The organism is Bradyrhizobium sp. USDA 4354, assembly GCF_054060315.1.
Window position 1 is genome coordinate 2,474,813 of record NZ_JBSSDC010000001.1, and the last position, 21,943, is coordinate 2,496,755.

Annotated in this window: 23 protein-coding genes and 1 pseudogene; 16 read left to right on the top strand and 8 right to left on the bottom strand. The window is 63.8% G+C overall.

Going from position 1 to position 21,943, the window contains the following annotated elements:
- Window positions 1-66 precede the first annotated feature (66 nt).
- The gene (locus ACVIIV_RS11560) at window positions 67-765 is read left to right on the top strand and encodes a nitroreductase (protein ID WP_456744299.1); all 699 of its coding nucleotides are present in this window, start codon (window positions 67-69) and stop codon (window positions 763-765) included.
- Window positions 766-866: 101 nt separating this feature from the next.
- Here the strand turns inward: ACVIIV_RS11560 and ACVIIV_RS11565 are convergent, their stop codons facing one another.
- On the bottom strand, window positions 867-1,415 hold the full coding sequence (locus tag ACVIIV_RS11565) for a sigma-70 family RNA polymerase sigma factor (protein WP_018316216.1): 549 nt from the start codon (window positions 1,413-1,415) through the stop codon (window positions 867-869).
- Entirely contained in the window at window positions 1,415-1,648 is a 234-nt protein-coding gene (locus ACVIIV_RS11570) for a NepR family anti-sigma factor (RefSeq protein ID WP_024337325.1), read from the bottom strand. Before ACVIIV_RS11570 ends, ACVIIV_RS11565 begins: the two co-directional genes overlap by 1 nt.
- Before the next feature lie 218 nt (window positions 1,649-1,866).
- Between ACVIIV_RS11570 and ACVIIV_RS11575 the strand changes: the two genes are divergently transcribed.
- A complete protein-coding gene (locus ACVIIV_RS11575) occupies window positions 1,867-2,673 on the top strand; it encodes a response regulator (protein WP_024337326.1) in 807 nt (268 codons plus the stop codon).
- A gap of 140 nt (window positions 2,674-2,813) precedes the next feature.
- The gene (locus ACVIIV_RS11580; protein WP_456744300.1) at window positions 2,814-3,428 is read left to right on the top strand and encodes a nuclear transport factor 2 family protein; all 615 of its coding nucleotides are present in this window, start codon (window positions 2,814-2,816) and stop codon (window positions 3,426-3,428) included.
- A 63-nt stretch (window positions 3,429-3,491) separates the two neighbouring features.
- Here ACVIIV_RS11580 and ACVIIV_RS11585 read toward each other — a convergent pair whose 3' ends face one another.
- Window positions 3,492-4,184, bottom strand: coding sequence for a DNA/RNA non-specific endonuclease (locus ACVIIV_RS11585; protein ID WP_456744301.1), 693 nt, complete (start codon window positions 4,182-4,184; stop codon window positions 3,492-3,494).
- Between the two features lie 124 nt (window positions 4,185-4,308).
- Window positions 4,309-4,650 (bottom strand): annotated as a pseudogene (locus ACVIIV_RS11590) (toll/interleukin-1 receptor domain-containing protein); the annotation flags it as partial.
- Between the two features lie 410 nt (window positions 4,651-5,060).
- Here ACVIIV_RS11590 and ACVIIV_RS11595 point away from each other — a divergent pair.
- From ACVIIV_RS11595 to ACVIIV_RS11645, 11 genes are all read left to right on the top strand, one after another.
- Window positions 5,061-6,200 (top strand): patatin-like phospholipase family protein, encoded by a 1,140-nt coding sequence (locus ACVIIV_RS11595; RefSeq protein ID WP_456744302.1) that lies wholly within the window; start codon window positions 5,061-5,063, stop codon window positions 6,198-6,200.
- 58 nt (window positions 6,201-6,258) lie between these two features.
- Window positions 6,259-8,337: a tetratricopeptide repeat-containing protein gene (locus ACVIIV_RS11600; RefSeq protein ID WP_456744303.1), complete on the top strand. Its 2,079-nt coding sequence runs from the start codon at window positions 6,259-6,261 to the stop codon at window positions 8,335-8,337.
- Window positions 8,338-8,629: 292 nt separating this feature from the next.
- Entirely contained in the window at window positions 8,630-9,037 is a 408-nt protein-coding gene (locus ACVIIV_RS11605) for a hypothetical protein (protein WP_456744304.1), read from the top strand.
- 113 nt (window positions 9,038-9,150) lie between these two features.
- The gene (gene htpG, locus ACVIIV_RS11610; protein ID WP_456744305.1) at window positions 9,151-11,028 is read left to right on the top strand and encodes a molecular chaperone HtpG; all 1,878 of its coding nucleotides are present in this window, start codon (window positions 9,151-9,153) and stop codon (window positions 11,026-11,028) included.
- Window positions 11,029-11,145: 117 nt separating this feature from the next.
- A complete protein-coding gene (locus ACVIIV_RS11615) occupies window positions 11,146-11,427 on the top strand; it encodes a DUF3551 domain-containing protein (protein WP_456744306.1) in 282 nt (93 codons plus the stop codon).
- Between the two features lie 57 nt (window positions 11,428-11,484).
- Window positions 11,485-11,730 (top strand): DUF3551 domain-containing protein, encoded by a 246-nt coding sequence (locus ACVIIV_RS11620; RefSeq protein WP_456744307.1) that lies wholly within the window; start codon window positions 11,485-11,487, stop codon window positions 11,728-11,730.
- 211 nt (window positions 11,731-11,941) lie between these two features.
- Window positions 11,942-13,756 carry a long-chain-acyl-CoA synthetase gene (locus ACVIIV_RS11625; protein ID WP_456744308.1) on the top strand — a complete coding sequence of 605 codons (1,815 nt, stop codon included), beginning with the start codon at window positions 11,942-11,944 and terminating at the stop codon, window positions 13,754-13,756.
- Window positions 13,757-13,898: 142 nt separating this feature from the next.
- Window positions 13,899-14,144, top strand: a complete 246-nt coding sequence (locus ACVIIV_RS11630) for an acyl carrier protein (protein ID WP_456744309.1) — start codon at window positions 13,899-13,901, stop codon at window positions 14,142-14,144.
- Complete coding sequence (locus ACVIIV_RS11635) at window positions 14,131-15,513, top strand: class I adenylate-forming enzyme family protein (protein WP_456744310.1); 1,383 nt, start codon at window positions 14,131-14,133, stop codon at window positions 15,511-15,513. Before ACVIIV_RS11630 ends, ACVIIV_RS11635 begins: the two co-directional genes overlap by 14 nt.
- Window positions 15,506-16,228 carry an SDR family NAD(P)-dependent oxidoreductase gene (locus ACVIIV_RS11640; RefSeq protein WP_456744311.1) on the top strand — a complete coding sequence of 241 codons (723 nt, stop codon included), beginning with the start codon at window positions 15,506-15,508 and terminating at the stop codon, window positions 16,226-16,228. The genes ACVIIV_RS11635 and ACVIIV_RS11640 overlap by 8 nt, the downstream gene beginning before the upstream one ends.
- Before the next feature lie 126 nt (window positions 16,229-16,354).
- Window positions 16,355-16,564 (top strand): hypothetical protein, encoded by a 210-nt coding sequence (locus ACVIIV_RS11645; RefSeq protein WP_456744312.1) that lies wholly within the window; start codon window positions 16,355-16,357, stop codon window positions 16,562-16,564.
- Window positions 16,565-16,572: 8 nt separating this feature from the next.
- On the opposite strand, the gene ACVIIV_RS11650 is transcribed toward ACVIIV_RS11645, so the two are convergent.
- Window positions 16,573-16,971, bottom strand: a complete 399-nt coding sequence (locus ACVIIV_RS11650; protein ID WP_456744313.1) for a hypothetical protein — start codon at window positions 16,969-16,971, stop codon at window positions 16,573-16,575.
- A gap of 211 nt (window positions 16,972-17,182) precedes the next feature.
- Here ACVIIV_RS11650 and ACVIIV_RS11655 point away from each other — a divergent pair, with 211 nt between their 5' ends.
- On the top strand, window positions 17,183-18,328 hold the full coding sequence (locus ACVIIV_RS11655) for a DUF3095 domain-containing protein (RefSeq protein WP_456744314.1): 1,146 nt from the start codon (window positions 17,183-17,185) through the stop codon (window positions 18,326-18,328).
- Window positions 18,329-18,468: 140 nt separating this feature from the next.
- Here the strand turns inward: ACVIIV_RS11655 and ACVIIV_RS11660 are convergent, their stop codons facing one another.
- The 3 genes from ACVIIV_RS11660 to ACVIIV_RS11670 form a co-directional block, all read right to left on the bottom strand.
- Window positions 18,469-18,903, bottom strand: coding sequence for a DUF2147 domain-containing protein (locus ACVIIV_RS11660; protein WP_456744315.1), 435 nt, complete (start codon window positions 18,901-18,903; stop codon window positions 18,469-18,471).
- Between the two features lie 108 nt (window positions 18,904-19,011).
- Window positions 19,012-20,397: an MATE family efflux transporter gene (locus tag ACVIIV_RS11665; RefSeq protein ID WP_456744316.1), complete on the bottom strand. Its 1,386-nt coding sequence runs from the start codon at window positions 20,395-20,397 to the stop codon at window positions 19,012-19,014.
- A gap of 82 nt (window positions 20,398-20,479) precedes the next feature.
- On the bottom strand, window positions 20,480-21,007 hold the full coding sequence (locus tag ACVIIV_RS11670) for a GNAT family N-acetyltransferase (protein WP_456744317.1): 528 nt from the start codon (window positions 21,005-21,007) through the stop codon (window positions 20,480-20,482).
- 244 nt (window positions 21,008-21,251) lie between these two features.
- Between ACVIIV_RS11670 and ACVIIV_RS11675 the strand changes: the two genes are divergently transcribed.
- Entirely contained in the window at window positions 21,252-21,848 is a 597-nt protein-coding gene (locus ACVIIV_RS11675; protein ID WP_027573470.1) for a superoxide dismutase, read from the top strand.
- The last annotated feature ends 95 nt before the right edge of the window (window positions 21,849-21,943 follow it).

Consider the following 21,943-nt stretch of genomic DNA (forward strand, 5'->3'; position numbering starts at 1 on the left):
CTAGCGGACTGTGCTTCGCACAGCCGCGAGCTAACCCACCCTACGACAAGAGCGCGAGCTGATTTCATGGACGCACAAGTGAAACAAAACGATCGCATCGGCGTGCTCGAAGAGCTCCTCAACGAGCGCTACTCCGTCCGCGCGTTTCTTCCCAAGGAAGTCGATCGCGCGACCATCCAGCACGTGCTGACCACCGCGCAGCGCACCGCGTCCTGGTGCAACAGCCAGCCCTGGCAGGTCGTCATCGCCAGCGGCGAGGCCAAGGAACGTTTTCGCAAGGCGATCTACGCCGAGGCCTCGGGCGGTCTCGGCGACGATTACGATTTCACTCCGCCGCGTGAATATGCCGGGGTCTATCTCGAACGCCGCCGCGAGAGCGGCTTCCAGCTCTACAACACGCTTGGCATCGCCCGCGGCGACAAGGCCGCCTACGCCAGGCAGGCGCTGGAGAACTATAATTTCTTCGGCGCGCCGCACGTCGCCATCATCCACACCAACGAGCCGCTCGGCATCTACGGTGCGATCGACTGCGGCGCTTATGTCTCCAACTTCATGCTGGCGGCGCAGGCGCTCGGGCTAGGGACGATTCCGCAGGCAGCGCTCGCGCGGCATTCGAGCCTGATCCGTCGCCACTTCAATCTGCCCGACGACCGCCGCGTCGTCTGCGGCATTTCGTTCGGCTATGCGGACCATGCGCACAAGGTCAACAGCTACCGCACCTCGCGTGCGAGCGTGGCCGAGACCGTAACCTTCGTGGATACGTGATCGAATGCCATGAGCTCGACGTTCATCGGCGTCAGGCACGCACGAAGACGGCCGCGGAAACGGCCGTCTTCGTCTCGTCCCGGTCCGATTGACGCCGGCTGTCAGCCGCCGCTGCCGCCGATCACGGCCCGCACGGTCTCGTCGGGTCCGAAATCCTCGGCGCCGTCGACATAGAGCAGCGCGGCGAGCTTGGAGCGCGCGCGGTTCACGCGGCTCTTGATCGTGCCGACTGCGCAGCCGCAGATCGAGGCCGCGTCTTCATAGGAGAAGCCCGACGCGCCGACCAGGATCAACGCCTCACGCTGGTCCTGCGGAAGCTTGTCCAGCGCCGTGCGAAACTCCTCGAATTCGAGATGCGCGTTCTGCGAAGGCTGTGTCTTCAGCGTCTTGGCGTAGTTGCCTTCGGCATCCTCGACCTCGCGCCGTCGTTTGCGATAGTCGGAGCGAAACAGGTTGCGCAGAATCGTGAACAGCCAGGCCGGCAGGTTGGAGCCGGGCTGGAACGAGTCGATGTTGGCGAGCGCTCGCAGCAGCGTCTCCTGGACCAGATCGTCGGCGCGGTCCGCATTGCCGCTCAGCGAGATGGCGAAGGCGCGCAGACTGGGCACGGCCGCCAAAATGTCGTTACGCAGGGAGTCCGTGAGAGGCATTAATCCCTCCCATTGTTGTTGTCGTTGGATCCGCCCTCATTTTCCACGTGGGGTGTCGCTCCCGGCGCATCAAGCTTCTTGATCAGTTCTGCGAACCGATCTGGAACCCCCTGTCGCACGACATCGTCGTACATGGCGCGCAACTGATGCCCGATCCGGGATTGAATCTCCGGAGTGAGGCCTCCCTTGCCGGGGGTCGTGCTTCTGCTGGCTTGAGACTTGAGATCTTTCATGACCTGTTCCACGTTTCCCCGAGTTAAGTGACTGTAAAATCGAGAGGTTTTCTCAACCGGGAGCCGTTCCCTGGATAGGCACAATTCCAGGTTCGCGAAAAAGTTCCCAGCCCGGCGGAACTTTTCTTGGCCTGATGCGTAATCAGCCCAGCAGGGGAACCCGGGCCCCCCGCGTGACGCGTGACCTCAAGGTTGGCCCGGAGACGAATGGAGTGGGGATGTCCCGTTCACAGCTTGTTGCTGAACACTTGCCGTTGTTGCGACGGTACGCGCGCGCCCTGACCGGCAGCCAGGCCTCCGGTGACGCGTATGTCGCAGCCATGTTGGAAGCCATGCTGGGAGATCCGTCGGTGCTCGACGAGAGCCATGGGCCTCGAGCCGGGCTGTTTCGGCTGTTCACTCAGATCTGGAATTCGGTCTCCGTCAACGACGATGCCGAGGTGACGACCCTGCCGATGCCGCCGGAGCGGCGGTTGTCGAACATCACGCCGCTGCCGCGTCAGGCCTTCCTGCTGCTTTCGCTCGAGGGCTTTTCGGAAGAGGAAGTCGCCTTCATTCTCGGCACCGATGTCGCGGAGACGCGGCGGCTTGCGGACGCGGCTGGACGCGAGATGGCGGCCGAGATCGCGACCGACGTGCTGATCATCGAGGACGAGACCTTCATCGCCATGGACCTCGAGAGCCTGGTGAAGAATCTCGGCCATAACGTCGTCGGCGTCGCGCGCACCCATGCCGATGCGGTGGCGCTGGCCAAGAACAAGCGGCCCGGCCTGATCCTCGCCGACATTCAGCTCGCCGACGGCTCGTCGGGCCTGGACGCGGTCAACGAGCTGCTGCGCACCTTCGAGGTGCCGGTGGTGTTCATCACCGCCTATCCCGAGCGCTTCCTCACCGGCGAGCGCCCCGAGCCGGCGTTCCTGATCTCAAAACCGTTCCAGCCCGCGATGGTGTCGGCGGTCGCGAGCCAGGCGCTGTTCTTCCAGCGCAATTCGCGCAACCGCACGCCCAAAGCGCCGGCGGCTTAAGGAAAGCGCCATTTCGGGAAACGGTTTGATCCGGCGTGCTGCAAGGCACGCCGGATTTTTCGTGGCCGCCTTCCGCGCTTGACGCGCATCCACTTCGCCGCTCATACCTCATGCATCTATTCCAGTCGGAGATGTGCCTCATGGACCAGCAACTCCTCGATCGCCTCGCCATTCGCGACCTCGTCGAGAACTGGGCGGTGTGGCGCGACGCCGGCGACTGGGAGCGCTTTGCCACGCTGTGGCATGACGAGGGCTGGATGTCCGCGACCTGGTTTCAGGGACCGGCGCGAGATTTCATGCGCGTCAGCCAGGAGGGCTTCGCCAGGGGCGTGCGTATCCTGCATTTCCTCGGCGGCACCAGCGTCGATATCGAGGGGGCGCGGGCCATCGCCCAGACCAAGATGACGATCTCGCAGCGCGCCCTCGTGCACGATGTGCTCTGCGACGTCGTCTGTACCGGACGCTTCTACGATTTCCTGGAGAAGAGGCAAGACCAATCAGGCATCGGCAAATGGGGCATCGTCCGCCGCCAGCCGATCTATGAGAAGGACCGGATCGATCCGGTCGATCCCGCCGCGACACTGCGCCTCGACCAGAAGGCGCTCGCTGCGCTGCCCGAAGGCTACCGTCACCTCGCCTACATGCAGGAGCTGATCGGCTACAAGGTCAAGCGCGACATGCCCGGGCTGATCGGCGCCGAAGTGGAGAAGCTGTACGGCGAGGGACGGACATGGCTGGCTGCGACGGTTTCTTGACGCCTCGAGCGATAGCAGGGCGCCGTTGCGTTTAAGGCCGCGGGCGCCCTTTCGCCGGCAAACTCACAACGCAGCCGCCTGGTGCAGGGATGCCGCGAAACGGAGTTGCGCGATCCTTTCCAGATCTGCGAGCGTAACGCGGTAGTCTCCGATCTCGATCCTGCGGCCAACGTTTTGCGCCACCATCGCCACCTGGTCCATCAGATAGGCTGCGACGGCAAGGCCGTCGCGTGGAGCGGCGATGACTGCAACTTTCCAATAGGCCCGCGGTACGCGAAAAGTGTCGCGCGCGATCAGGCCGTGCTCGAACTCGACGTCGCCGCGGAAGGCTTCATCGTCGTCGGAGAAGACCGGCCCGCTGAAGCCTGTCAGCCGTCCCCGCGATTGCGCCATTGCGCGCTCCCACTGCTCCAACGCGTGCCACCAACCCTGATTGAGCCGCTGGTGCTGCGGCACGACGTTGGGCCAGTAGAACGCCTGTCGCGCCGAGATCGAGGCCGCGCGCGGCTCGCCCCAGCAGCCCGTCGAGCGGGCCATGAGATGGCCGCGGTCGTAAGGGCTCTGTCGCAGCAACGGTAGATTCATCTGCAAGGACGGGGGAAGCAGCGGATCGGGCGACCATTTCTCCGCGCCGCGCGGCTCGTCGACGAATTGGCTCCCGTCGCAATTGTAAGCCACGTAATGCGCGAGCCGACGCGCCGGATTCATCACGACCGTGAAGTGCAGATAGCGCAACACCGCGACCGCGCCATTCACGCCCGCGCAGAGAGATCGGGCGCGTCTTGCCGAGGAAATCCGGATCGAAGCCCGGACGAACCGTATCGATACGCGAAGGCGGGACGAGACGCGCCAGCCGGCGCAGCAGCGCTTCTACTTCCGTGCGGTCCGTCCCGCCTTCCCAGTGCGAAAGATCGGTCGCTTGCACGGCGGCGAACTCGATCGGGAATTTGCCTTCGTCGATGAGGATGGGCACCAGCGCGCCTTTCTTCAGGCCGGCGCGTGCCTCATGACAAACCCATTCGCTGGCCGCTGACGTCTGCGACCACAGCACGACGACGGCTCGGCAGTTCGCCAATTCGACGTCGAGCTCGGGCCGCCATGGCATGCCAGGTTCAATGCCGCGGTCCCACCAAACGGTCCAGCCTTGCTCTTCAAGAAGATCCACGATCGGCCGGGCGCGCGGCCGATCGACGTGGGTGTAGCTCAGGAAAATGTCAGCCATGCCGCCTGATCCTGTCGAGCGTGAGCACCCCTTTCGATTCAGCCGGCAATCCCCGGACGCAACTGCTCGTCTCTGTTTTGATTGGCGACACGAGGCTGCTTCATGAATTCCTTAGCTTCGCCTCAGCCAAGGCTCCAGCGTCTGCCGCACACCATCTGGCGATTTTTCTGCATTCCCAGTGCGGTGCCACGCACGCGAGGCCGGTCTGACCTTCTCGACCGGCAATCTTGACCACTATACTTTAGGCTGTGTTTCGTGCAAGATGGTTGTCTTGAAGCGACCGATTTTGAAGGTCGCATCGAATTTAATGCCGCGGCGCATTCCGTAGCCGTCGCATATGAGAATTATTGTGAGTCATCTAATTTCTGCAGCCGGCATCGCCGGCAGCTTTTGCCGCCTGGGAGGGTCGGATGCCCAAGACCAAGCAACAACATCTGGATAGGACGAACGGACCAAAGCGGATACTCGCGCTCGATGGTGGTGGGATACGCGGCATTCTCACCCTCGAATATCTTGAAGTGATGGAGCGCGAGTTCAGGAGACGATTCGACGATCCGAAATTCCTGCTCTGCGACTATTTCGATCTCATCGGGGGGACATCGACCGGGTCGATCATTGCGGCCGGTCTGGCCTGTGGGTTGACGGTGGAGCAACTCAAGAAGCTGTACACCGGGATCGGGACGGATGTTTTCCAGGCCGAGTTCTGGCGGCTTGGGCTGTTGGCGCCAAAGTTCAAGTCTGAACCACTTCAAGATGCGCTCGATAAGCAACTCGGGGCGGATACGACGCTCGACAGCGAGCGCATCCGCACCGGCTTGATGATCATGACGAAGCGCCTCGACACGGGCAGTCCCTGGCCGCTGCACAACCATCCCGCGGCTCGATATGCCGCGCAGGACGGCAAGTTGCATTTGACCAAGGTGGTCCGGGCGAGCACGGCAGCACCGACGTATTTCGAGCCTCAAAAGATCGACATCTCCTCGCGTCAGGGAGACGTCGTCGCCGGCGCGTTCGTCGACGGCGGTGTGAGCCCCTTCAACGACCCGTCGTTGCAACTGCTGATGCTGGCCGCGCTCGATGGCCATGGTTTTCGCTGGCCAACCGGCAGAGACAAGTTGTTGCTGATCTCGGTCGGCACGGGCACGTTCAAGAAGACTTACACGACGGAAAAGATCACGGGCATGGCTGCGGCCGAGCAGGGCCTGCGATCGCTGCAATCCCTCATGGATGACTGCGGGCGCGTCAATCAGGCAATGCTGCAATGGCTGACGAGCTGCCTGACGCCATGGGCGATCGACAGCGCTGTGGGGGATATGAAGCTGGACAGCCAGAGCGGCCCCCAACTCGCCACCTATGCACGCTATAACGTGCTGCTGGAGCCCGGCTGGCTGAAGACCACGGTCAAGCTCGACCTGGCGCCGGAAGCTGTCGCGAAGATCGCGGCGATGGATGATCCCAACAATATCGCGGAGCTTGCCGACATCGGACGGCTTGCCGCGAAGGAGCAGGTCAAGCCGGAACACTTCCCGCCCTGCTTCGATGTGAGCTGATCCGGCGGCGGCCGGTGCTCAGACGCAGGCTTCTGATCCAGACCTGAGGATCTCAGTCATGGAAGTAACGCGCGCGTTCATCGTTCGTCCCTTCGGCACGCAGGACGGCATCGATTTCGATCGGGTGGAAAGAGATCTTATCGGACCTGCGCTCACGCTGGCCGGGATTGACGGCCGCACCACACTCGAGATCACGCGGCAGGGCAATATTCGGGAGGATATGTTCCGGCTGCTGGTGCTCTCCGATCTGGTGATTGCCGACGTCTCCATCCACAACGCCAACGTATTCTACGAGCTCGGTATCCGGCACGGTTTGCGCGATCGGCACACCCTGCTGATGCGCGCCAAGGATACGAAGGACAAGTATCCCTTCGATCTTCAGACCGATCGATATGGTCAATACGACCCGGCGGATCCTGCCGCCGCGCTCCCCGGCTTTCTCGAGTCGCTCAAGGCGACGCTTGCGGACACCAACAAGGACAGCCCGGTCTTCAAGTTGCTCCCGCGTCTGACGCCGCACGACCGGGCGGCGCTCATGGTCGTGCCGTTCGATTTCCAGGAAGAGGTCGAGATCGCGCGAAAGGCGGGTCGCGCCGGCGACCTGCGGCTGCTCGCTCAGGAGGTCCGCGGCTTCGAATGGGGGAGTGCGGGATTGCGGATTGTCGGCGACGCGCAATTTCGGATCAAGGCCTTCGCCGGAGCCAAGGAGACGTTCGAGCTGCTTCGGGGCCTGGACAGCAATGATTTTCAGGCCAATTACCGCCTGGGGACTATCTATCAGAAGCTGGCGGCCAGGGCCCTTGGTTCCGATTCAAAGCTCGACTGCATCACACGTTCGGAACTGGCGATCAATCGGGTACTCGCCCGCACGATGCCGCCGAATGATCGCGATGAGACGCCCAAGGAATCGGCGGAGCGGCGGTTTCACCGCGCCGAAGGACATTCACTGCTGGGAAGCAACGCCAAGACGCGATGGATTGACGATTGGCAGGCAGCAGCATCCGCCGACGCGCAACGCGAGGCGGCCCTCCGCTCGGCACATCTTGCCTCGGCCATCCAGCATTATCTCGATGGCTTCGCCGAAGATCTGGACAGCTTCTATGCGGGCATCAACGCGCTTGCGATGCTGACGATCCAGATCAGTCTCGCCAGGGCGCTCCCCGACGTCTGGGCTGAAACTGTCGATGACGGGGATGCGGCGATCGCTCTCAAGACCAGCGAACGCCGCGCCGGTCGTCTCGCTGCGGCGTTACACCTGGCTGTCGGCAACGATGACAAGGTGGTGCGGAAGGGCGAGAAATTCGACGTCTGGAAGGAAATCAGCCGTGCCGACCTGACGTTCCTCACGGCCGAGAGACCGGCACAAGCCGGGACCGCCTATCGAAGGGGCCTGGCAAATGCGGGCCCGTTCGAAATCGACGCGGCGCGGCGCAATCTCCTGCTGTTTCGCGAGCTCGGGGTGCTGTCGGCAAATGTCGAGGCCGCGCTGAAGGAGATGAGCCAGGCTGCGCCGGATAAACCGGCGGCCCTGCCCGTGCGGGTCATCCTGTTCACGGGCCATATGTTGGACACGCCCCGTCGGGACAAGAACGACCCGCGTTTTCCCAACACACCCGAGGCCGTGGCCGCGGCGCGCAAGATGATCGAAAAAGCGGTCAAGGACGAGATGAACGAGAATGGCGGCGTTGCGTTCGGCATCGCAGGCGGGGCCTGCGGCAGCGATATCCTGTTCCACGAGGTCTGCAACGAGCTCGGCATCCCAACACAGCTCTTGCTGGCCTTGCCGGAGGCCCAGTTCCAGGCCGAATCGGTCAATCACGGAGGGGTCGATTGGGTGATGCGATACCAGCAACTCTGCCAACGGGTGGCGCCTCGCGTGCTTGCCGAATCCAAGGACTTGCCGCGCTGGCTCTCCGGCAAGAAGGGTTATGATATCTGGCAGCGGAATAATCTCTGGATGATGTTCAACGCCCTCGCCACGCAAGCGCGTTACCTGACGCTGGTCGCGCTTTACAATCGTGAGAAGGACGCCGACGGCCCCGGGGGCACGGCGCACCTCGTGACTGTCGCGGCAGACTGGGGATTCAAGACGGTCGAGCTCGACGCGCGGCAATTGCTGAAGGCCGGCGGGTCGTGAGCCGAAGCCAGGCGGCGGCGATGGGCGCAAAAAAGCAAACAGAGAAAGCAAAAAAGTAAGGCGCGACTGGCATCACCACAGTCGCGCCCTACGTCGCCGGCTTATGGGGCAGGGGGGAATAGCCGGCTGCTGAGACGACTCCCGACTGGCAAAGTCGTTCCATGGCTTGTGAAATATTTTGCCGACCCTGCGGCATTTTTCGCACACGGTTAAGTGATCGTAGCGGTCGAGAACCCCCGATCCTCCGGCGGCGTTGTTCCCGCGATCGCCATGGGGCGAGGGATCGACAGCCATGTCACAGATTCAAAAGGTATTTTTGGGCGCCGTCGCGATCGCCGCGACGCTCGGCGCCGTGCAATTAGCCTCCGGCCACGATCTGGCTGACCGCTGGCAAGCGGTCGCCGACAAGGCCGACAAGCCGAGCCACGAGGTCAATCGCGCCGCGAAGGCGGACCGGCTCGCGGAGATCAAGCCGGCAGCCGTTCCTACCCGCACGGTGTCAATGCGGCTGAACGACCTCACCGATACGTCGGTGCTGCTGCGGGTCCCCGCGGTGATCGAGGCCGGCAACGCCAAGCCGCCAGTGCTGCTCCAGAACCAGAAGAAGCCTCGCACCAAGCCGACGATCGCCTGTGAGCCGATGGTCAGCTCCCTGACCGAGGTTGCAAGGCTGCTCCAGCCCGGCCGCTGCGTGACCTGATCCGCGCCTCTTTTGGCGGTGTCCCCGCCGGGCGGCTGCTTCACATCCTCTTGATCCGCCGTTGCCTCGCGCTATATCCGGGTTCCTCCCTTTTGTTTTGACCGGGTAAGCGCATGACGACGTCAGATACGGCTGTGCATACGCAGCCTTTCCAGGCCGAAGTTTCCGAACTGCTGCACCTGATGGTGCACTCCGTTTATTCGGAAACCGACATCTTCCTCCGCGAGCTCATCTCCAATGCCTCCGATGCCTGCGACAAGCTGCGCTACGAGGCCATCGCAAGTCCCGCTCTGCTGGGCGAGGGCGACGCGCTGAAGATCCGCATCATCCCGAACAAGACGGCCAAAACTCTCACGATTGCCGACAACGGCATCGGCATGGAGCGGCAGGAGCTGATTGACCACCTCGGCACCATCGCCCGCTCCGGCACCAAGGCGTTCGTGTCCAAGCTGAAAGAGGCCAAGGATGGGCTCGGCCTGATCGGCCAGTTCGGCGTCGGCTTCTATTCCGCCTTCATGGTCGCCGAGAAGATCGTCGTGATCAGCCGCCGCGCCGGCGAGAGCGATGTCTGGACCTGGACGTCCTCCGGCGGCTCCGGCTTCGAAATCGCCCGTGCCAGCGACGAGGAGGCGGCGCGCGTGACGCGCGGCACCGAGATCGTCCTGCATCTGAAGGACGATGCGAAAAAGTATCTCGAGACCTACGAGATCGAGCGCATCGTCACGGCCTATTCCGACAACATCCTGTTTCCGATCGAGCTCGTGCCGGAAGAGGGCGAGCCGCGCCAGATCAATTCGGCGAGCGCGTTGTGGCAGCGCTCCAAATCCGAGTTGACGGCAGACGACTACAAGAAGGCCTATCAGCAGATTGCGTCTGCCTTCGACGATCCCGCCATGACGCTGCACTACCGCGCCGAGGGACGTTACTCCTACGCCGTGCTGCTGTTCGCGCCCTCGACCAAGCCGTTCGACCTGTTCGAGCCGAACCGCAAGGGGCGGGTGAAGCTCTACGTCCGGCGCGTCTTCATCACCGACGATGCCGATCTGTTGCCGGGGTACTTGCGCTTCATCCGCGGCGTCGTCGACAGCGAGGATCTCCCGCTCAACATTTCGCGCGAGATGCTTCAGAACAATCCGCAGCTCGCGCAGATCCGCAAAGCCGTGGCGACCCGCGTCGTGTCCGAGCTCGAAAGCCTGGCCGAGAAGGATCCGGAGAATTTTGCCAAGATCTGGGACGCCTTCGGCGCGGTGTTGAAGGAAGGCATCTACGAGGATTTCGAGCGGCGCGAAAAGCTGCTCGCGCTGTCGCGCTTCACCACCACCTCGGGCGAGAAGCGGTCGCTGAAGCAGGTGATCGCCGATTTCAAGCCGAACCAGACCGAGATCTATTATCTCGTCGGCGACAGCATCGAGCGGTTGAAGTCCAATCCGCGGCTGGAAGCTGCGACCGCGCGCGGCATCGAGGTGCTGCTGCTGTCCGATCCTGTCGATGCTTTCTGGACCTCGATGCCGTCTGAGTTCGAAGGCAAGCCGCTGAAGTCGTTGAGCCAGGGCGATCTCAATCTCGACCTGATCCCGCGTATCGACGAGGCGGACGAGGCGAAGAAGGATGAGCCGGCCGCGGATGAAGCGGCCACTATCGCCGTGATCAAGGCCGCGCTCGGCGAGCGCGTCAGCGACGTCAAGGCCTCGACGCGGCTCACCAGCTCGGCCTCCTGCCTCGTCGCCGACAGCCAAGGGCCCAGCCGCGAGCTCGAGCGCATCTTGTCGCAGCAGAACCGCGGCATGAAGACCAAGCCGATCCTCGAGATCAATTTGCGCCATCCGCTGGTCACCGCGGTTGCGAAGGCGCAGGCTGGCTCGAAGATCGTCGACGATCTCAGCCTGCTCCTGCTCGAACAGGCGCAGATCCTGGACGGCGAATTGCCGGAAGACCCGGCGGCGTTCGCGGCAAGGCTGAACCGGCTCGTGTTGCAGGGGCTCGGCGGCTAGCTCGTCCACTCACCTTGCCGTCATCTGTCCCTAGGAACAGTCGCCTCTTGCGTGGTGTTATGCCATATGAGGCGGCTGGCGTCCGCGTCGCCGCCGTGACAACTCAGGGATTCCTCCATGCGTTTGCCGATTTTGACCCTCACCGCGGTAGCCGCGCTGTTTGTGGCGGCAGATGCCAGCGCCCAGACCTACGATCCGCGCTACCCCGTGTGCATGCACGTCTATACGCCCGGCGGCTTCACTGGTGGCGGCGGTGACTATTACGACTGCTCCTTCACGTCGCTGCCGCAATGCCGCGCCTCGGCCTCGGGCCGCGCGGCGAGCTGCGATCTCAATCCCTATTACGCGTTCGACCAGCCCCCGGCGCGGCCGCGCAAGCGGCACAAACAACAGCACTAGCGGTCTGCCATGCGGTTTCCTCGGATTTTCACGTCGTGTGGTTCGCTCGGCCCGATCATGGCTGCCAGCGCCTTGCTGTTGGCCGCGCCCTCGCAAGCGCAAACCTTCGATCCCCGCTATCCCGTCTGCATGCACGTCTATTCCGGCTCGATTGGCGGTGGCGGGGACTGGTACGACTGCTCCTTCACCTCGCTGCCGCAATGCCGCGCCACAGCTTCGGGGCGCGCCGCGGTCTGTGATCTCAATCCGTATTATCCGGTCAACGCACCGCCGCAACGTTTGCGTCACAGGCGAGCCGGCTAGCACAGGACCGATCCGCGCGCCCGCTTCGCCAGGCCTGCTTGATCCCCCGACACGTCTGCCACCATTCGCAAGCGGTTTCGCGCCGATCCCGCCTGGCTTGGTAAGGGATGAATAGAGTTAATCGCGCACTAATCGGGTTTTACCTTGTCTCTTAACGCCTGGGCAGGGCGCGCGGGCTAAGTTGCCGGAAACCAGCAGACGGCCCGCAAGAGTGAACAGCATGACCACCGGCGTCATCGAGCAGCCGAAAGCGGCGCGTACGTCCTCGGCTTCGAAGATCTGGCTGAAGGCGATCGAGCTGACAGCTCGGATCGAGATGCTGCCGGGGCGACTATTCGCCGACGTCGTCGACGATTGGGTGCGGCGCCAGCCCGATCGCGCCGCGCTGGTCACGGACACCTCAACTCTCGACTACGAAGGCCTATCGAAGCGGATCAACCGCTATGCGCGCTGGGCGCGGTGGGCTGGCGTTACCAGGGGCGACACCGTTGCCTTGCTCATGCCGAACGGCATCGACTATGTCGCGGCTTGGCTCGGTATCAGCCGTGTCGGTGGCGTCGTTGCGCTGATCAACACCAAGCTCGTCGGCCAATCGCTCGCACATTGCCTTGATGTCGCAAAGCCCCTGCACATCATCGTTGCGCACGATCTGGCGGCGACGCTGGAGAGCGCGAAGCAGCATCTGAAGACAGAGGCAAAGATCTGGATCCATGGCGATGCCCGCAGCGAGCGCGCCATCGACGCCGCCCTTGCCGCGCTCGACGACGGTCCGCTCCTGGCGGAGGAGCGTGGCGGCGTCGCCATCGACGACCGTGCGCTGCTGATCTACACATCCGGCACCACCGGCCTGCCCAAGGCCGCCAGCATCAGCCACCGCCGCATTCTCAATTGGGGCTTCTGGTTCGCTGGCCTCACCAGTGCGACGCCCCAGGATCGGCTCTACGATTGTCTGCCTTTGTTCCATTCGGTCGGCGGCATCGTCGCGCCGTGCAGCATGCTGGCCGCCGGCGGCTCGGTAGTGATCGCGGAAAAATTCTCGGCCTCGAATTTTTGGCCGGACATCGTCCGCCATGACTGCACGCTGTTCCAGTATATTGGCGAGCTCTGCCGCTATCTGCTCAAGGCGGCGCCGTCGGAATACGAGAATCGGCATCGCTTGCGGCTCGTCTGCGGCAACGGCCTGCGCGGCGACATCTGGGGGGATTTCCAGGCCCGCTTTTCCATTCCGCGGATCCTCGAATTCTACGCGGCGACGGAAGGCAATTTCTCGCTGTTCAACGTCGAAGAGGAGCCGGGTGCGATCGGGCGCGTCCCGCCGCTGCTCGCGCACCGCTTTCCCGCCAGTCTCGTCAAGCTTGACCGCAACAACGGCGTGCCTCTACGCAACGACGAGGGCCTCTGCATCGCCTGCGCACGCGGAGAGGCCGGCGAAGCCATCGGCCGCATCGGCACAGCGGACAAGGGCGGCGGCCGCTTCGAGGGCTACACCGATGCCGGTGAGACCGAGAAGAAGATTCTGCGCGACGTCTTTGCCAAGGGCGATGCCTGGTTCCGCACCGGCGATCTGATGCGGATCGACGACAAGGGCTTTTTTCATTTCGTCGACCGCATCGGCGACACTTTCCGCTGGAAGGGCGAGAACGTCGCGACCTCGGAGGTCAACGACGCCGTGCGCGATTTCACCGGCGTGATCGATGCCACCACCTACGGCGTCAGCATTCCCGGCACCGACGGCCGGGCCGGCATGAGCGCGATCGTCGTGAACGAGGGTTTTGACATCACCGCGCTGCCTGCTCATCTCGCGCAGCGACTGCCGGCTTACGCCCGCCCGGTCTTCATCCGTATCTCGCGCGAGCTCGATGCCACCGAGACGTTCAAGCAGAAGAAGGGAGATCTCGCGCGTGAGGGATTTGATCCGGGCGCGATCTCCGATCCGCTGTTCATGCTCGAGCCGAAATCCGGCGCCTATGTTGCGCTGGACGGGGAGGCGTACGCGGCAATCTCGGATGGCACGATCAGGCTGTAGCGGAACCAAAATCGAGAGATAGGTCCAATTTTATCTGAATTGTCCAAGAAGCCATTTACTTCTGTCGGGTAAACAGACGGCCATGGGGAGGCGGTCATCAAGAGCCGCCGCAACACGAACGATAACGAAGAGCGAGCCAGCCATGTCGGTAAGGTCAAAGGTCATTGAAGCGATTCAGCAGATCGCCAAAGAGCAGCACGTCACGCTTCCCGCGCTCTCGGACGATCTGTCCCTGCACGAGACGGGCTTCGATTCGCTCGCTTTCGCGATTCTTGTGGCGCGCCTCGAGGACGAGACCGGCGTCGACCCTTTCACCATGTCCGAGGACGCCGCGTTCCCCGCCACGGTGGGCGATTTCGTGCGGGCCTACGAAAATGTCCCCGCGTGAGGTCTTTGCGCTTCGCGACCATCTCGGCGCGGAGCTGAAAGGCCGCACGATCTCCGATGCGCACAATGTCGTGTCGCTGACCGACATCCTTGCGCACACGATCCTGGGTGGCCGCCTGCGCGAGCTGTCGGGCCGCGCCGTGCTGCTCAAGCTGTCCGACCAGCTCCGGTCGGGCCTTGCCATGATCGAGCTCGACGGCATCGCCGGTCGCATGCTGCTGTGTCCCCCCGATCTCAACCCGGCGCATCTCGACACCTTGATCGCGGATGCCGGGATCGATGCCGTCGTCACTGATGAGCCCGATCGCTGGGCGGAGACCGGCGTGTCGCTGGTGGTCGCCGCGCAATTGCCGCTTCAAGCCGCCGCGCCGGCCAAGTCCGAGCGCGCCACCGAATGGCTGATGCTCACCTCGGGCACCTCAGGCGTGCCGAAAATCGCCGGCCATACGCTGGACGCGTTGACCGGCGCGATCGTTGCCGAGGCCTCCGGACGCGGACCTGCGCCAGTCTGGGCGACTTTCTACGACATTCGCCGCTATGGCGGCCTGCAGATCTTCCTCCGCGCAATCCTCTCCGGCGGCTCGATGGTGCTATCGGACCCGCATGAGGCATTGGCCGATCACGTCGCGCGGCTGAACGCGCGCGGCGTCTCGCACATCTCCGGCACGCCCTCGCACTGGCGCAAGCTCCTGATGAGCGGCTCGGCCGCGCAGTTCGCCCCGGCTTACGTCCGTCTCTCCGGCGAGATCGCAGACCAGGCCGTGCTCGACGGTTTGAAGGCGGCATTCCCCAATGCCTCCGTCGGCCATGCCTATGCCTCGACCGAAGCCGGCGTCGGCTTCGCCGTGAATGACGGACTGGAGGGCTTTCCGGCCGAATATCTCGGCAACCGCAACGGCGTCGAGATGAAGGTCGTCGACGGCTCGCTGCGGATCCGTTCGGCGCGCACTGCGCATGCCTATGTCGGCCGCGATGCGGCAGCGCTCACCGATGCCGACGGCTTCGTCGACAGCGGCGACATCGTCGAGCTGCGCGGCGACCGCTATTATTTCGTCGGCCGTCGCGGCGGCATCATCAATATCGGCGGGCTGAAGGTCCATCCCGAGGAGATCGAGGCGGTGATCAACCGCCATCGGGATGTGCGGATGTCACGGGCGAAATCGCGCAAGAGCCCGATCACCGGCGGCATCGTCGTTGCCGACGTGATCCTCACTGAGGGCACCGATCCGGCACGGGCGAAGGAGATCCGCGACCAGATCCTGGATCAGTGCCGCGCACAGCTCGCATCCCACAAGGTGCCTGCGGTGATCCGCTTGGTCGAGACGCTCGACGTCACTCCGGCCGGTAAATTGGCGCGCACCGATGCATAACGTTCTCGTCACCGGCGGCAGCCGCGGCATCGGCCTTGCGATTGCGCGGCGCCTCGTTGGTGCAGGCTTCAACGTGATCGCGGCCGCGCGGCGCGAGAGCGACGAGCTCAAGGCGGCCACCGCTGCCTCCGAGGCGCGCTTGCATTTCCGCGCCTGCGATCTCGCCGTGATCGACGCGATCCCGGCCTTCGCAAAGCTCGTGCGCGACGAATTCGGCCCGATCTACGGCCTCGTCAACAATGCCGGCCTGGGCACCGAAGGCCTGCTCGCCACCATGCACAATTCAGAGATTGCGGCGCTGGTGCAGCTCAACGTGCTGTCGCCGATCATCCTCACCAAATATGTCGCGCGGCAGATGATGGCCGATGGCGCCGGCCGCATCATCAACATCTCCTCGATCATCGCGACCACAGGCTACAACGGCCTGTCGGTCTACGGCGCGACCAAGGCGGCCGCCACCGGCTTCACCCGCTCGCTCGCGCGCGAGGTCGGCAAGCTCGGAATCACCGTGAATGCGATCGCTCCGGGCTTCATCGACACCGAGCTCACCCACAATCTCTCCGACGAGGGACGCAAGCGCATCGCCGGCCGCAGTGCGCTGCGCCGCCTCCCGGAGACGGACGATGTCGCACGCATGGTGGAATATCTGCTGGGGGAAGGTGGCCGCAATGTCACCGGGACGGTGTTCACCGTCGACGCGGGGAATACGGCATAAGCGGAACTCTGCCGTCATGATCGCGTTGATCCGGCACAATGACATTCAGCCGGATTTGGTCGTAAGATGCCCCGCAATCGATTGGGTTACGTCAATCGATCTGCCCTAATCGAGAGGGAGCAGTCCATGACCACGCCAAACATGACCGCTTCAAATCAAGGCCACACGGAGCCATCCCGTGCGAAGCCGGACGATGTCCACTGCCCGCCAATGACGCAGCAGAATTCCGGCAGTCACGGGCATGAAATGTACCCGCAGCAATTCGTTCGCCTGATCGGCTGCCATGATGCGTCTCTCGATACCTTGCGCAAGCGTCAAGACGAGAAGCTGCACTAACTTAGCTATCACGTCCGCTGCTTCGGCAAGTCCTTCGGCAGGTCAATGCGTTCGTGCGAAAATTCCGGCGGCCCTTCGGTGAGGCGGCGGATGCGGCGCTCACGTTCGTCCGCCGGCAACGCGGGATCGAGCAGCGGCTCGATCTCGTGCACTGCGATCTCTTCGATCCTGGTGGCATCCGATGCGATCGGATGCGCCGACATGAGGACCGGGGGCGCGATCTTCAGACCCAGCTCGATCAGCTTGCAGATCGCATCCGAGCGGGTCAGGTGGTGAGCTTCAGCCCAGGCATCGACGGCCGCCGTCAGTGTTTCGGACATCTTCACCGCGCTGATTGGGTCGATGCCCGTGCGCCGGCGGACCGGAGAGTTGGAGTCCTTGCTGCCGAAGTCGGACACCTCGATCATCCCATGCAACCCTTGGAGCTGACCAACGATAGCCGGTCTCCCCCGGCGGTCGTTTGATGCCGATCAATGACCCCGCCGCGGCATTGCAACGTGGCAGTATCTTGTTGTCCGGGACCGTTTCGGCCAATGATTGAATGGGGGCGCCGGCCAGCGAACCCGGATCGATCCTGCCCCGTATTTGTTTCGTATTCCAACCACCCGGCATCAACCGATGACATCAGGCGAATCCTTCTACGGCGGCATTGCGGTCTTCCGCGGCTTCACCAGCCTGATGGATCCCACGCTCTATGTGCCGTTGCCGGATGATTGGAGCATCGGCGTCGCCGACATCGTCGATTCCACCAAGGCGATCGCGGCGCAGCGCTACAAGGCGGTCAACATGGCCGGTGCGGCCGTGATCGCGGCGGTGACCAATGCGCTGGAGGGGAGGGAATTCCCCTTCGTGTTCGGCGGCGACGGCGCGAGCTTCGCGGTCGCGCCGGACGATGTCGAACTTGCCCGCGAGGCACTGGCTGCGACCGCGACCTGGGTGCGGGAAGATCTCGATCTGACTATGCGCGTCGCGCTGGTGCCGGTCAGCGTCATTCGCGCTCAAGGCCTTGACGTGCGCGTCGCCCGCTTCGGGCCGTCGGCAAACCTGTCCTACGCGATGTTCTCGGGCGGTGGGCTTGCCTGGGCCGACGCCGCGATGAAGCGCGGCGAGTTTGCGGTCAAGGAAGCGCCCGCCGGCACGCAACCGGACCTCTCGGGCCTGTCGTGCCGCTTCGAAGTGATGCCGGCTGCGCGCGGCCTGATCCTGTCTGTGCTGGTAATGCCGGCGCGCGGCGTCGATCCGCACGCCTTCCGCCAGGTGATCGAGGACATCATCCATCTCGTCGAGCGCAGTCCGGAGGGCGGCCGCCCGGTGCCGCCGCAGGGTCCGCCGCTGAGATGGCCGCCGCAGGGGCTGGAATTCGAAGCCCGCACCAGGCGCGGCGGTCCGCTGCTGGCGCGCAGAGCCAGCGTGCTGGCCTATACTTTGTTCGTCTATCTCATCATGCGTTTCGACCTCAAGGTCGGCGGCTTCGTGCCCAATATCTACAAGCGTCAGGTGGTCGAGAACTCCGACTTCAGGAAATATGACGACGGTCTGCGCATGATTCTCGACTGCACTCCGCAGCTCGAGCGCGCGTTGAGCGATCGTCTCGCGGCCGCCGCGCGTGACGGCATCGTGCGCTACGGCCTCTATCAGCAGGATGCCGCGATGATGACCTGCTTCACGCCGTCGGCGCTGCGCAGCGACCACGTCCACTTCATCGACGGCGCGCGGGGCGGCTATGCCTCGGCGGCGACGGCGTTGAAGGCGATGATGGCGTGAGGGCTCTTGTGTCCCGGACACGCTGCGTTGCGAAGTGACGCGGCGTCGAGCCGGGACCCAGTCTGCGGCCTCTGGGCCCCGGCTCGGCAGCGCACCGCAAGAGCGCTGCGCCGCGTCCGGGGCACGAGCGTTCGTGGACTTCAGCGCCCCGCGCGCGTCCAGATTTCACCGCCGCAGAGCGCGCCGACGCAGCCTTCGACCCGTAGCGAGTCCGCGCCAGTCAGGCTGATGCTGCTCGCATAGGTGCTGCCATCGTCGGCATTGTAGATCTGGCCCGACCATTTGTTCGGCCCCGCCGGCTCCATGCCGCTGAACAATGGCAAGCCGATCATCGACCGCCTGGCGAGGGCGGGATTGGGATTCTTGCTGTCGGTGGCGGGTTGGCCGGTTGAGGTGTCATAGGGCTCGCGCAGCCAGACGATATGGCCGCAGATGCCGCCGCCGCATTTGCCGATCTTGACGCGCGCATCGCCGGCCTGGGTCAGCCAGGTCCCGTCGGCGCTCTGCGCATGGGCGCGCGTTGTGCCAAGCAGTGCAGCCAGGAGGACGAAAGGAATCGCGAATCTGCCGAACATGGAGAGAGCCCCCGAAAATGACGGCGCCTCCATAGCAGCCCGGCAGGATAGTGCAACGCTGGCTGGAATCACATTCCTGCGTTCAATTGCCTGAATATTTGCCTGCGATCATTTGCCCCATCGCACGAAGGCGACCGAGGCCGCGGTCGACAGCCCGAACACGACCATGGCGCCGCCGACCAGCGCGAACAGAGTCCAGGCCGGCGCCTGCGCCATCATCAGGCCGGTGCCGCCGATCGCGACGATCAGGAGCCGTGCGGTGGAAGCGAGCACGGGGCCGCCGACGCGTGCGGCGCCTTGCGAGGAGAAGTACAGCGACACGCCCATGCCGAAGAACACGAAGGCCGGACCTGCCCAGTGGAAATAGCTGTGCGCGGCGGCAGTGACGCCGGGATCCCGCGTGAACAGCGCGACCCACAGCGACGGAGCAAGTGCGACGGCGAGGCCGATCAGGCCGACCGTGAGTCCGGAGGCGGCAGCCGCAGTCCATGCCACATGCCGCGCGCGCGTCATATGTCCGGCGCCGATCGCCATGCCGACCATCGGCACCGAGGCGATGCCGAAGGCGAAGGTGATCGGGATCAGCAGGAATTCCAGCCGCGATCCGATGCCGTAGCCTGCCAGCATCTCGGTGCCGAAGGTCGCGAGGATCTTTGTGAAGATCAGAATGGTGAGCACGGTCTGGAGCGGCGACAGGCAGGCCACCGCGCCGACTTTGAGAATGTCCAGGAACAGCGCGCGCTCGAAATGGAAGGCGCGAAAATCGAGCTGCAGCCGGCTGCGGCCGGACAAGAGATACCAGAGGAAGAAGATCGCGGCGCAGCTGAACGCGATCAGCTGGCCGCTTGCGACGCCCGGCATGCCGAATTGCGGCACGCCGAACAGGCCGAGCCCCAGCGTGCCGCCGAGCGCGATCTGGAGCACGCTCGCCCCGATCAGCGTCATCGAAGGCAGGCGCATGTCGCCGGTGCCGCGGATCACCGAGGCCAGCGTATTGACGAGCCAGATCGCGACCGCGCCAGAGAACAGCACCTGCGAATAGCCGCTGGCTTCCTCGAGCACGCGCTCGCGGCCGCCGAGCAGCGCGAAGAAGGAGCGGCCGAAAACGAGCATCATCACCGTGAAGAACAGCCCGCCGCAGAGGCCGATGATGGCGGCATGCAGCGCCAGTGTCGCGGCGCGGTCGCTATTCCCGGCGCCCAGCGCCCGGCTGATGGCGGAGGAGACGCCGCCGCCCATTGCGCCCGCACTCATCATCTGCGTCAGCATCGCAAACGGAAACACCAGCGCGATCGCGGCGAGCGGGATGGTGCCGAGGCGGCCGATATAGGAAGTCTCGGCCACCGCAACCAGCGTGCTGCCGACCATCGCGATCATGTTGGGGATCGTGAGCCGCAGCAGGGTCGGCAGGATCGGCGCGGTCAGGAGGCTGGCAAGGGGGGAGGCGACCGGCGCAACCGGCGGGACGGCATCTGCAGGGGCGTCGATCGTCATGTTCACCGGACGGAATATTGGATGATGACCGACATACTATAGGGTGGGTCGGCCCCCGCGCCAGCCTAACGTCACGCAAGGGTCACCACGGCAGACCGCATAGGTCGATTGTGCCCCGCGTCGGGGCGCGGACGATGTCGAACACGTAGGGCGCCATGTAGTCGAAGCGGATCCGCCCCTCCGGCTGCTCGCAATAGACGTCGCCATTGAACGGCTGCCATTTGCGGGCCTCGTAGAACGCGAAATTGTGCGGTTCGCAGAACAGCAGCCCGAAGCGGACCGCCTCGTTGGCGCGCATGGTATGCACCGCCGCGTCGATCGCGATCGTCGCGTAGCCGCGACCGCGCCGGTCCTCACGCGTGCAAACGCCGCCAATGCCGCCGACGTGAACCTTCTGTCCGTTCCAGGTGACGGTGCGGAAGTAGACGCCGACATGGCAGACGAGACCGTCCTCGGGCGTCTCGAGCAGCACGCGCAGGTCCGCGTTGGCCCATTTGACGTGAGCCCAGGGCTTGTCTGCGATCCTATGCGGTCCCCAGACCGCCTGATGCAGCGGCTCGGCAATCGGCCACGAGGCGTCGCCGTTCAAAATGTCGATCTCGATGCTCATGACGTCGTCCTTCACGGCTCCGCTTCGTGGCGCGTTTGTTCTGTCTTAAGCGCTTCAAAGGCAAAGATATTTTATGGCGAACCGCAGGTTCGATCGACGGCTGCCCGTTGCGACGAATTTGTGCATTCGGGCAAGCCCACCCGGTCACGCCTTTTCGCAAATTCTGAGGTATTTAATGGCAGCGGAACCTTCTATAAGGGGTGACCGTTAGAACTCGTTCCCCACCAGTTGCGGACAAGAAGCCATGACCTTTACGCTGCCCCCCCTCCCTTACGCTTATGACGCCCTCGGCCAGTACATGTCGAAGGAGACGCTGGAATATCACCACGACAAGCATCATCAAGCCTACGTCACCAACGGCAACAACGCGCTCAAGGGGACCGAATGGGAAGGCAAGTCCCTTGAAGAGATCGTCAAGGGCTCGTTCGGCAAGAACCCCGCGGTGTTCAACAATGCCGGCCAGCACTACAATCACATCCACTTCTGGAGCTGGATGAAGCCCAATGGCGGCGGCACCAAGCTGCCCGGCAAGCTCGAGAAGAAGATCAACGAGGACCTCGGTGGCTTCGAGAAGTTCAAGACCGACTTCCAGGCGGCCGGCGTCGGCCAGTTCGGCTCCGGCTGGTGCTGGCTCCAGGTCAAGAACGGTAAGCTCGAGATCTCCAAGACCCCGAACGGCGAGAATCCGCTGGTGCACGGCGCCACCCCGATCCTCGGCTGCGACGTCTGGGAGCACTCCTACTACATCGACTACCGCAACCGCCGCCCGGACTATCTCAAGGCGTTCGTGGAAAACCTCGTGAACTGGGAATACGTGGAGTCCCTGTTCGAGAAGGCGTGAGTTCTCACCTCGTCATTCCGGGATGGTGCGCCAGCACCAGACCCGGAATCTCGAGATTCTCAGGTGCGCAATTGCGCACCAGAGTTCGCAATTCG

Bases quoted from the DNA above. Each gene is read 5' to 3' on its own strand.
- ACVIIV_RS11655 (WP_456744314.1), top strand. From the start codon at position 17,183: ATGACATCAGGCGAATCCTTCTACGGCGGCATTGCGGTCTTCCGCGGC.
- ACVIIV_RS11595 (WP_456744302.1), top strand. From the start codon at position 5,061: ATGCCCAAGACCAAGCAACAACATCTGGATAGGACGAACGGACCAAAG.
- ACVIIV_RS11640 (WP_456744311.1), top strand. From the start codon at position 15,506: ATGCATAACGTTCTCGTCACCGGCGGCAGCCGCGGCATCGGCCTTGCG.
- ACVIIV_RS11645 (WP_456744312.1), top strand. From the start codon at position 16,355: ATGACCACGCCAAACATGACCGCTTCAAATCAAGGCCACACGGAGCCA.
- ACVIIV_RS11650 (WP_456744313.1), bottom strand. From the start codon at position 16,971: ATGATCGAGGTGTCCGACTTCGGCAGCAAGGACTCCAACTCTCCGGTC.
- ACVIIV_RS11560 (WP_456744299.1), top strand. From the start codon at position 67: ATGGACGCACAAGTGAAACAAAACGATCGCATCGGCGTGCTCGAAGAG.
- ACVIIV_RS11675 (WP_027573470.1), top strand. From the start codon at position 21,252: ATGACCTTTACGCTGCCCCCCCTCCCTTACGCTTATGACGCCCTCGGC.
- ACVIIV_RS11565 (WP_018316216.1), bottom strand. From the start codon at position 1,415: ATGCCTCTCACGGACTCCCTGCGTAACGACATTTTGGCGGCCGTGCCC.
- ACVIIV_RS11615 (WP_456744306.1), top strand. From the start codon at position 11,146: ATGCGTTTGCCGATTTTGACCCTCACCGCGGTAGCCGCGCTGTTTGTG.
- ACVIIV_RS11670 (WP_456744317.1), bottom strand. From the start codon at position 21,007: ATGAGCATCGAGATCGACATTTTGAACGGCGACGCCTCGTGGCCGATT.
- ACVIIV_RS11665 (WP_456744316.1), bottom strand. From the start codon at position 20,397: ATGACGATCGACGCCCCTGCAGATGCCGTCCCGCCGGTTGCGCCGGTC.
- ACVIIV_RS11580 (WP_456744300.1), top strand. From the start codon at position 2,814: ATGGACCAGCAACTCCTCGATCGCCTCGCCATTCGCGACCTCGTCGAG.
- ACVIIV_RS11630 (WP_456744309.1), top strand. From the start codon at position 13,899: ATGTCGGTAAGGTCAAAGGTCATTGAAGCGATTCAGCAGATCGCCAAA.
- htpG (WP_456744305.1), top strand. From the start codon at position 9,151: ATGACGACGTCAGATACGGCTGTGCATACGCAGCCTTTCCAGGCCGAA.
- ACVIIV_RS11605 (WP_456744304.1), top strand. From the start codon at position 8,630: ATGTCACAGATTCAAAAGGTATTTTTGGGCGCCGTCGCGATCGCCGCG.
- ACVIIV_RS11660 (WP_456744315.1), bottom strand. From the start codon at position 18,903: ATGTTCGGCAGATTCGCGATTCCTTTCGTCCTCCTGGCTGCACTGCTT.
- ACVIIV_RS11600 (WP_456744303.1), top strand. From the start codon at position 6,259: ATGGAAGTAACGCGCGCGTTCATCGTTCGTCCCTTCGGCACGCAGGAC.
- ACVIIV_RS11620 (WP_456744307.1), top strand. From the start codon at position 11,485: ATGGCTGCCAGCGCCTTGCTGTTGGCCGCGCCCTCGCAAGCGCAAACC.
- ACVIIV_RS11570 (WP_024337325.1), bottom strand. From the start codon at position 1,648: ATGAAAGATCTCAAGTCTCAAGCCAGCAGAAGCACGACCCCCGGCAAG.
- ACVIIV_RS11635 (WP_456744310.1), top strand. From the start codon at position 14,131: ATGTCCCCGCGTGAGGTCTTTGCGCTTCGCGACCATCTCGGCGCGGAG.
- ACVIIV_RS11575 (WP_024337326.1), top strand. From the start codon at position 1,867: ATGTCCCGTTCACAGCTTGTTGCTGAACACTTGCCGTTGTTGCGACGG.